Below are 8,938 nucleotides of genomic sequence, written 5' to 3'. Positions count from 1 at the left end.
GCACTGTTCCTCTCCGCGTTCGCTGCCCTCCGCGACCCCGTCTCCCGCGCCTACTACGACCGCAAGATCTCCCAAGGCAAACGACACAACCAAGCCCTCATCGCCCTGGCCCGACGCCGCATCGACGTCCTCTACGCCATGCTCCGCGACGGCACCCTCTATGACCCTGGCCACGCCCTCGCCGCTTGACAACGACATAAGGACACACAACCTGCGTGACAACGCCGTCAGCGAGTGCGCGATCGTTGAGTCGTTCGGCCACGTTGCTGAGGTCGTCCTCGAACAGGTCTGCGTAGGTGTCGAGCGTCATGGATGCTGATTTGTGTCCGAGCATCCGTTGGAGTGCTTTGACGTTGGCTCCGGCACTGACGGCGAGGCTCGCTGCGGTGTGTTTGAGGTCGTGTGGTGTGAGCCGCTCAAGCTCTGCCTCCCGGAGCGCCGTCAGCCACCATGACTGTCGCGAGTGGCTCGTGTCGGGCCGCGTCAGGAAGCCGCCGTGACGTGCGCGGAAGACGAGTTCGTCATCGGGCTTACCATCGAACTGGCCTTCCAAGATGGGTGCGAGGAACGCAGGGAAGGGCACGGATCGCGACTCCCAGCTCTTCGGCGGACCGACTTGGATGTAGCCATCGACTTCGGTTGCCGTGCGGCGCACAAGGATGCGTCGGCGTTCAAGGTCGACGTCTTCCACTCGCAGTGCGACCGCCTCGCCCCACCGGATGCCCGTGTACGAGAGTGTCAAGATCAGCGCGGCTCGCGTCGAGTCCGGGGCGTGCTGTGCGAAGCGAAATACCTCCTCGTTGGTCAGGTATCGACGCGGCTTTTGGGAGGTCTTGCGTGGGAGGTTGTTCGATCCGCGTGCGGGGTTCGACGGGATCCGTCCGTCCCGCACAGCGACGTCTAGTATTCCCGCGAGGATGCCGACGGCACGAAGGACGACGCTGGGGGAGCGGGGTCCGGTGTACTGGCGGATCCGATTGGTGACGGCTTTCCCCTGACCGAGTTCACGTATCCAGTTCTCCACCTCAGACGGTCGGATGGATCCGACAGGTTTATCTGACCACCGCGGTTCGACGTAGACCCGCCATGCAGTTCGGATGGGGGAGTAGCTCGACGGCTTGAGCGCGTGCTCCTTGTTTGCCAGCCATCCAGTAGCGAGTTCGCCGACCGTGACGCGAGCGTGTGACGGGTCGAGGTAGGTTCCGTGCGCCTTCGAGATCTCGACGGTCGCCATGAAGAGTTCCGCGTCGCGCTTCGTTCGGAATCCGCGCTTATCGGTTTGAGAGTGGTCGGGCTTACGGTAGCGGACTCGCCATCGCCGACCCTGCCGCGTCTCGTAGCTCGTGATGCTTCCCATCTGTTCCTCCGACTGGTGGATGATCATCGATTCCTACTGGTTCTTCGTCACTTGCAAGAAATCCGGTCCCCGTTTGGCGCGCAGCGACATCTCAACTGTGCACAGGAGAACCGACAGTCTCGCATCTATACTGTTCTCCGTATACGGAGGGGTAAATGGCTACAGCGATCGCGGTGCTTTCGAGTTCGGCGCGCGCGATCGCGCGCCAGGGCCAGGTCGACTTCGCGCGTTCGGCGGGCGTGCGGCAGGCGACGGTGTCCGAGGCTGAAACCGCGAAAACGGATGTGCGCACGAGTACGCTGCAGGCGTTCCTGGCTGTGGCGGGATTGAAGCTCACGGCGATCCCGAGCGCATATCCGACGGCAGCAGAGACCGCCTGGCGTATCCGTCGTTCGCTCGACGGCGAGAGTCGGGATGCAGCGTTGCGCAACTTCCTCGACCTGGCACAAGGTTTGGCAGCTGAGGACGGCGTGACTCGCGCTGCATTGAGTGTTCTTCCGCCCGCGACCACCGGGTCGCGCGATTGGGACGCAGCACTGGCTGGCCTCGTGGAGTACAGGCTCGAGGAAGTAGGAATCGCTGCTCCCGCTTGGACTGCTGAGCCTGAACGTGTCGCGCTCCGGCTGACGTCGCCACAACTTGGCGAGTACGATCTGCTGGCCGATGCGGAGAACAGCCTGCTGGCGTTCCTCCGTCATAATGTCGCGCTTGAGCCCGAGACTCTCGGCAGTGTCTGATAGCGGATCCGCCTACACGCGGCTGACGCAGCAGGAGCTCGTTTCCGGACTGCGCGAGCTTGTTCTTCGTGTCCGGGAATCCGGTATCAGAGGCGCCCGGATCTTGATCGTCGGCGGCGCAGCTCTTCAGCTCGGGCACTTCGACCGCCAGCTTACGTACGACATCGATGCCCGGCTGGAGCCCGCTGACGAGCTACTCGAACTAGCCAGGGTGATCGCGGCCGAGCGCAGCTGGGCGCCGGATTGGTTGAACAACTCTGCTGCCCAGTTCATACCGGCATACGGGAGGACAGTCGACTGGATTCCCCTCCTTCGGACCGACGACATCGAGGTTGCCGTAGCGCCCCACGAAGTTCTCTTGGCAATGAAGCTGAGAGCTGCGCGCCCTGGACGAGATACCGCGGACATCGCTCGCCTGATGGTGTTGAACCATATCGACTCTGTGGAGGCGGCAAGCGAGCTCCTTTCAGAGTTCTACCCGGATGACGACCTCAGCGATCGAGCTCTCGCACAAGTCCAGAAGATCCTCGAGGTCGGATTGCCCACCCCTTCCCCTTCGCCCGAGTTGCCCGACCTGGCCGTGCTGTGAGCTCAACGCTCCATTTGTCAGACCTGGCCGCCGTCATTGCGCGACCGCGGCCCAGTGTCAACGGAGACCTCCACCGTCCTGAGCATCGTTTCGATGCGTCGCCTGTTCGCGTCATGATGTTCGTGTGACTGGTGACCGTCCGGCTCCGCGTCCTGACGGTGTCAGCGATCGTGACGCCGTTGAATTGTGTCGAGAGTGGATGATCTATCTCGGCGAAGCAGACACCGTTGTGACGAGTGGTGCAGCTTCGGCGATCTGTGACTTGTACGGCTCGCGGTACGTGGCACTGGTGGACAATCGTCGCGGCAACATCGGGCTGCCGATCGTGGAGCGTGCTGCAGCGCTGGTGGCGTCAGACGGCCGACGAGGCCTGATCTTCCACGCCGGGGGATGCTTACCTGACGCGGCTATGACGGCCGAAAGGCAAGGCATCGCAGTCATTACATTTGATGCACGGAATGGTTGGATCGAGCCGAGGAATCAACTGGCCATCCCGATCTGCAGGGCCCATGAGCTTCTCTAGGTGCGTGGGTCAGAACCTTCCGGTTAACGCGCCGGGGTGAATCCGGTGGGCTGCGCAAGGCGTTGGGAGAATTGGCCTATGACGGCGGCTGCTGGCTCGGAGGGTTTGTTCGAGGTTGATCTGGGTGCGGCAGGGGCGTCGGGATCGGTGGCACCGGCGGGTGCGGCGAAGACGTTCCGCGGCTATGACCAGGGGCAGTGTTTCCTGCTCCCGCCGAGTCTGGATGAGTGGCTGGACGAGGACGATGAGGCCCGGTTCATCTCTGAGGTCGTCGAAGACATCTTGGATCTGACGCCGATGTACGCGTCGTACGCGTCCGCCTCGGGTGCTCCACCGTATGACCCGCGGATGATGTTGAAGTTGTTGCTGTTCGCGTACGCGACCGGGGTGACCTCGTCTCGTGAGGTGGAGCGGCGGTGCAAGCGCGACATCGCGTTCCGGTGGCTGTCGGGCAACCAGGCGCCGGACTACCGGTCGCTGGCGAGGTTTCGTCGCCGCCACCTGGATGCGTTGCCGGGGTTGTTCCTGCAGGTGCTGCGGGTGTGCGCCCAGGCGGGGCTGGTGCGGTTGGGGCGTGTCGCACTGGATGGCACGAAGCTTCACGCGGACGCGTCCCGGCATAAGGCGATGAGCTATGACCGGATCGGGCCGAAGATCGATCAGCTCCAAGCCGAGGTGAACGCTCTCCTGGCCGAGGCAGAGGCGGTCGATGAGGCCGAGGATGAACAGTTCGGGCGGGACCGGCGCGGCGATGAGGTCGCCCCGGAGTTGGCCCGCCGGGAGGGGCGCCTGGCCAAGCTGCGGGCCGCGAAGGGACAGATCGAGGCCGATGCCGCCGAGCGGGCGGCCGCCGCGGCACGGACGAAGGCCGACGCTGCCGGTCAGTCCGCCCAGGAGGCCGAGACGGCCGTGGCCGCTGCGGTGGACGAGGCGGCGCCGAAGCCGAAAGCGTAACGCAATTTCACCGATCCCGAGGCGCGGATGATGAAGACGGGCCGCGGCTTCGATTACGCGTTCAACGCGCAGGCTGTGGTCGATGAGAGCCACCAGATCGTGCTGGCAGCCTCGGTCACCCAGCAGGCCACCGATATTCAGCAGTTCATCCCGATGACCCGACAGACCACCGGCAACCTTGCCGCGGCAGGGATCGACCGTTCCCCGGACGTCGTCCTCGCTGACGCGGGCTACTGCTCGGAAGTCAACCTCGTAACCGCCGAGGGCCTGGACAGCGAGGTGTTGATCGCGACGGGACGGCAACGCCACGGCGAGAGCTTCCCCACCGCCGGCGTCGAAGGCCCGGTCCCGGAGGAGGCGTCCCGGCGGGAGCAGATGGCGCACGCGCTGCGCACCGAGCAGGGCCGCGCCGGCTACGCGCGCCGCAAAGCGATCGTGGAACCCGCGTTCGGGCAGATGAAAACCCGGCAGAACGCCGGACAGCTCCGGTTGCGCGGACTCGCCGGCGCGCAGGGCGAATGGCTGCTCCACACGATCTGCCACAACCTCCGCAAGCTCCGAAACGCCACGGTCGCAGGGATCGCGCCCGCGTAACACCCCACAGCGGGGCGGACTCCGGCCAGTCCCGGGACTGCGAGACCGAGCTCAACCGTACTGCTGGACACCGGGGGTGCCACCAAGAGCCACAACCACCTCGCTCGAATCGGCGAAGCGTACCGACCAGAACATCGCTCCAGTGCGTCAGCAACCCAGTTCTGACCCACGCACCTAGAGAATGGGCTTGGCCTTCTGCGGCATCCGACTCGTGTCCGGGACGTCGGTGACTGGTGCTGCAGCAGCCCTGCGAAGCTCGGTGCGGGCGGCGGCTCGCGAATCATCGAGGCTTGCTTCGACGTTTCCGCGGCGGAGGGCGTCGGCTAGATCGGCCCTTGCCGCTTTGGCAGTGGGTGCGATGACGACGGCCTGGTTGTCGCTGCGTCCGCGTGTTAGTCCAACGTAGAGTCCTGAGGCGTCGACATCCGGTCCGACGATGGATCGGTCGGTGGTTTCTCCTTGGGCACCGTAGACGGTGGAGGCGTATCCGAGGTGGAGATGCCCCGTTGCGTAGGCGAGGCTGACTCGGCGTCCTTGGCTCGAGTCCGTTGCTGAAGTGAGGACGATGCCGTCCGCGGTGATGCGGCTGATGATCCAGTTCTGTCGATTCTCGACACCAGAAACTGAGTCATTGCGTCGCGTCTGCACCACGTCACCCTCGAACAGCGTCTGACCGCCCTGCCCAACCGCGACTCTATCTACGCGCAATGACCCTTCGTGGAGACGCCGAGCTTGGATGGCTTCTCCCACAGACTGCGCTTCAGCGTTTGTGGCGGTGACGAGTGAGAGCGTTGCACGGCTTCTGTTCGCATCGAACCATCCGTCGACCATTGCTTGAAGGGCTTCCTGGGCGCTGTTCACCAGTGTGACGTGCCCGCTATTCACAAGCTGCCCCGCAACCTGCTTGCGCTCCTCAGCAGCGTGAGCGTCGCGAAGATCGAGGGTGAGCTTCGCCCATGCCGGATCCTTGAATCGGTGGATGTCGGTGAGCTCGACTCGGATTGTGCTTGCGCGCCGGATGAGTTCCATAGCGCCGGAGTGGCCAACAGGGAGTGCCTGGTTGGGGTCACCAACCGCGGCCACACCAACATCGGTCTCGCCCGCAAGTTCTACGAGCGCGTTTGCCGCGTCGAGGTCGAGCATCCCTGCTTCATCGACAACGATCCGATCCTGGCGACGCACCACCTGCTCACCTGGCCCGGAGTAGCGGCGGCCGGTGGCGTGGTCAATGTCGCCGATCCTCAGCCGTGTCCATGTCGTCCCCCCGGTATTGGCTTCGTTCCATCGCCATCCATACGCGTGCAGGAGTTGGTGGAGTGAGGAGGCGTCGACACCGGTTTCCCGGCCGGCCACGGTCGCGGCCTTCTTGGTAGGGGCAACAACGATCATGCGCCTCCCCTGCAGGTGTAGTACTGCAGCCGCCACTTTCAGCATTGTGGTCTTCCCGGTTCCGGCGGCACCGATGATCGTCACCAGCTGGCTGGTCCCGGCGATTGCGCTCGCGCCGGCCAGCTGTCCTTCGTCGAGATCCTTATCCGGAGTGACCACCGCCGAGACTTGGGACATCATTGCAACTGGTGCGACGTCGCCGCTCGTGGGGAAGAGCTCGAGCCGGTTCGCGAGCGTGTTCTTCGTAATCGCGGTCTGCGTGGCAACGAGATGCTTCACATGACCCGGCACGACCTCGCCATCAAGGAGACGCACTGTATGCCCAGCTACAGCCCTCTCAACTAGATCGTCCGCAAGCTGGTCGAGCGTGTCCCTGTCCACGACCGCGCCGGTGGTGCCGAGGGCTCGGAGAACGCCGGCGCGGACATCGAACGCGGAGAAGCGGCCGCCGGTCCCGGTGGAGCGGCCATCTGCATCCACGATGGCTTTCGCGGCCACCAAGTCCAGGTCAATGTCCGCAACGTCGACCACTGCGGCGGACCTCGATGGCCGTGAGGCCACGCCGGGATCCGCGACCTGGATTTCGTTGCGGATGATGGCCGCCCAGTTTTCCTCATCGAGGTCGTGGGGTTTGTTCGGTCGGCCGGTGGCCCATGCCCATCGGTCGATCTGGTTAAGCACGTCCCGGGACGGTTCCTCAGCCGGATGGTGGCCTCGCCACCACTCCAGCCGCCTTGCCCGGTTCGTATCGATTTGGGCTGACCGCTTCGACAACGGCCGCACCAGGTGCGCCAGCTGCTCGATCTCGCCGTCCGCGTTGAGCGTGAACCCCTTGGCCGCTAGTGCGTGAATCCAGGCCGGGTCGGTACGTGCGGCGAGGTCGCCTTCCGCGTTCACCACGTTCTGGAACCTGAGAGCCACCCGGGTGTCCAGGTTCGACCATCGACCATCCGTACCTTGGACTTTCACGTTCAACCAGAGATGGCGGTGCTTGTGAGGATCCAACGACCGGGACCGTTCATGCTTCAGCTCCACCACCTCAACCCGGGCCAGGTCCTCCCGGATGAGTCCGCCGGCACCACGTCTAGCGTTGAGCTCGGTCTGCCAGAGGTGGATGATCCGGTCCCGTAACCGGTCCTGCAGATCCTCATACGCCACATTCAGTTCCGGATCCAGGAGCGCAGCAATCGAGAACGACTTCGGTGCGTTCACCGTCGCATCCAACACGAGGTCGGCGACGGGGGACTCCAGGTCGCGGCCGCGGCGTTCTCCGGTGAGTGGGTCGAACCCGTCCACCCATGCCCGCAGTTGCTTCCGGGACAGCAGGTCGTCACGGATGACACTGTTCTCGCAGATGTAGCGGGTCATCACCGCATCCGCGTAGTCCGTGGCAGCGATCACCCCGGCAGCGTCTTTCGCGGTGAGGGTCGCATCACAGACCCCGCCGAAGGCGTACGCGACTGCCTGCTTCACCCCCTGCGAGGCCTTGCCCCGCTTCCAACGCGCGATTCCACCCCTCATACCTATACTTCGCAAAATCGCGCTCAAACTGCCTACGCCAGGCGCGCACTTCACAGAAAGTGCCTGCGTGCATTACCAACTTTGGTCTTTCTGGCCTTCTCGACCCGTTCCCCTTTCTAGGCATCCCTCATCTCGTATGGATCCCGTCGTCGATCGTTTCCTCTCTTGATTCGTGGTCCTTGGTTCGAGAAACGCTTCGTCGTACGAACCTCGAGCCACTCCGTTCCCTACCCGTTGACACCTACGAAAACGCGTTGGAGTTGACGCACCCCTGCGGGCATCTTCAATGGGTGGCGTAGCGGGCATCCCGCTAAAGGACAAGTACGGGTTCACCAGCTCCGAGGCGGGCGTGCATGGTGCGGGACGGGCTTACCGAGACGGCCGCGTTGAGTCGCCAGGTCCGGATGGACTCTGCGACGGCCGCCCCAACTGGCGCCAGGACGAACGCTCTACGTGTGGTGGTACCGGCAGGCGGCGATGGGACTTCGTCATCGACCAGCTTGTGACCAGGCGATGCTCTTCGGTTGAGCGCCGGGGGCGGACTCTCACGCCGAGGCCAGCGCCTCGCGGATCACCTCGGAGCGAGACTTCCCCTCACGATCCGCCCTTGCATCAAGAGCGCTGATCTCCGTGCAAGCCGACCACCTGGGGCCACTGTTGGCCAGTCGGGGCGCGATCAAGAAACTTGTACCAGTGTCGACTGCCACCCGGTCGACCCGTTCGGTGCGATCGGGGTGCGCTTCTCCTCTTGCAACCGTCCTGCGCGGTCGGTTGCACGCACCGCCAGGGTGTGGGATCCGCTTGTCGCGTTCCAGTCGAGCGACCACTGCACCCAGGTGTCGGCGTTGATTGCGGGGGCGAGCGTGGTTTCCTGCCAGGAGGCGCCGTCGATTTGGACCTCGACCTTGCTGATTCCGACGGTCTGCGCCCAGGCGACGCCCGCGATCTTCGTAGGACCCGCCGAGAGTGGCCGGTCGAGGCGCGGGGTGTCGATGCGGCTGGAGAGTTTGATCGGGGCTTTTGGGCTGTATCCGCGGGGCGTCCAGTAGGCCTGGTCGGCGGCGAAGGTTGTTACCTTCAGGTCCGTAAGCCACTTGGTTGCTGAGACGTAGCCGTAGAGGCCGGGGACGACCATCCGGACCGGGAAGCCGTGCTCCAGCGGAAGCGGCTCGCCGTTCATCCCGACCGCCAGGATGGCGTCACGGTTCGGGTCGGTGAGCGCGGTCAGTGGTGTGCTCGCGGTGAAGCCGTCGACGCTGCGGGACAGGACCATG

General features: G+C 64.3%; 9 protein-coding genes and 1 pseudogene. 6 read left to right on the top strand and 4 right to left on the bottom strand.

What is annotated here, in order from left to right; all coding sequences use genetic code 11:
- Window positions 1-189, top strand: a pseudogene (locus tag ACYVDK_RS04530) (IS110 family transposase); the annotation flags it as partial.
- Here the strand turns inward: ACYVDK_RS04530 and ACYVDK_RS04525 are convergent.
- A complete protein-coding gene (locus ACYVDK_RS04525) occupies window positions 98-1,234 on the bottom strand; it encodes a tyrosine-type recombinase/integrase (RefSeq protein ID WP_460518584.1) in 1,137 nt (378 codons plus the stop codon). The pseudogene ACYVDK_RS04530 and the gene ACYVDK_RS04525 sit on opposite strands and share 92 nt — an antisense overlap.
- Before the next feature lie 278 nt (window positions 1,235-1,512).
- Here ACYVDK_RS04525 and ACYVDK_RS04520 point away from each other — a divergent pair, with 278 nt between their 5' ends.
- The 5 genes from ACYVDK_RS04520 (at window position 1,513) to ACYVDK_RS04500 (ending at window position 4,754) form a co-directional block, all read left to right on the top strand.
- Window positions 1,513-2,094, top strand: coding sequence for a hypothetical protein (locus ACYVDK_RS04520; protein ID WP_460518581.1), 582 nt, complete (start codon window positions 1,513-1,515; stop codon window positions 2,092-2,094).
- Entirely contained in the window at window positions 2,087-2,683 is a 597-nt protein-coding gene (locus ACYVDK_RS04515; protein WP_460518578.1) for a hypothetical protein, read from the top strand. Before ACYVDK_RS04520 ends, ACYVDK_RS04515 begins: the two co-directional genes overlap by 8 nt.
- A gap of 199 nt (window positions 2,684-2,882) precedes the next feature.
- Window positions 2,883-3,206: a hypothetical protein gene (locus ACYVDK_RS04510; protein WP_460518575.1), complete on the top strand. Its 324-nt coding sequence runs from the start codon at window positions 2,883-2,885 to the stop codon at window positions 3,204-3,206.
- Window positions 3,207-3,242: 36 nt separating this feature from the next.
- Entirely contained in the window at window positions 3,243-4,160 is a 918-nt protein-coding gene (locus ACYVDK_RS04505; protein ID WP_460518573.1) for a transposase, read from the top strand.
- A 30-nt stretch (window positions 4,161-4,190) separates the two neighbouring features.
- Window positions 4,191-4,754, top strand: coding sequence for a transposase (locus ACYVDK_RS04500; RefSeq protein ID WP_460518570.1), 564 nt, complete (start codon window positions 4,191-4,193; stop codon window positions 4,752-4,754).
- Window positions 4,755-4,928: 174 nt separating this feature from the next.
- Here ACYVDK_RS04500 and ACYVDK_RS04495 read toward each other — a convergent pair whose 3' ends face one another.
- From ACYVDK_RS04495 to ACYVDK_RS04485, 3 genes are all read right to left on the bottom strand, one after another.
- Window positions 4,929-7,616 (bottom strand): AAA family ATPase, encoded by a 2,688-nt coding sequence (locus tag ACYVDK_RS04495; protein WP_460518567.1) that lies wholly within the window; start codon window positions 7,614-7,616, stop codon window positions 4,929-4,931.
- Window positions 7,617-8,209: 593 nt separating this feature from the next.
- Window positions 8,210-8,371, bottom strand: coding sequence for a ribbon-helix-helix protein, CopG family (locus ACYVDK_RS04490; RefSeq protein WP_460518564.1), 162 nt, complete (start codon window positions 8,369-8,371; stop codon window positions 8,210-8,212).
- On the bottom strand, window positions 8,341-8,938 hold a 598-nt coding region (locus tag ACYVDK_RS04485; protein WP_460518561.1), incomplete at its 5' end, for a molybdopterin-binding protein. The genes ACYVDK_RS04490 and ACYVDK_RS04485, both read right to left, overlap by 31 nt.

This window comes from Humibacter antri, assembly GCF_054777235.1.
This window is presented reverse-complemented; position numbering and strand designations above follow the sequence as displayed.

Excerpts from the sequence above, each read along its gene's own strand:
- ACYVDK_RS04525 (WP_460518584.1), bottom strand. The coding sequence starts at position 1,234 with ATGGCGACCGTCGAGATCTCGAAGGCGCACGGAACCTACCTCGACCCG.
- ACYVDK_RS04520 (WP_460518581.1), top strand. The coding sequence starts at position 1,513 with ATGGCTACAGCGATCGCGGTGCTTTCGAGTTCGGCGCGCGCGATCGCG.
- ACYVDK_RS04510 (WP_460518575.1), top strand. The coding sequence starts at position 2,883 with ATGATCTATCTCGGCGAAGCAGACACCGTTGTGACGAGTGGTGCAGCT.
- ACYVDK_RS04500 (WP_460518570.1), top strand. The coding sequence starts at position 4,191 with ATGAAGACGGGCCGCGGCTTCGATTACGCGTTCAACGCGCAGGCTGTG.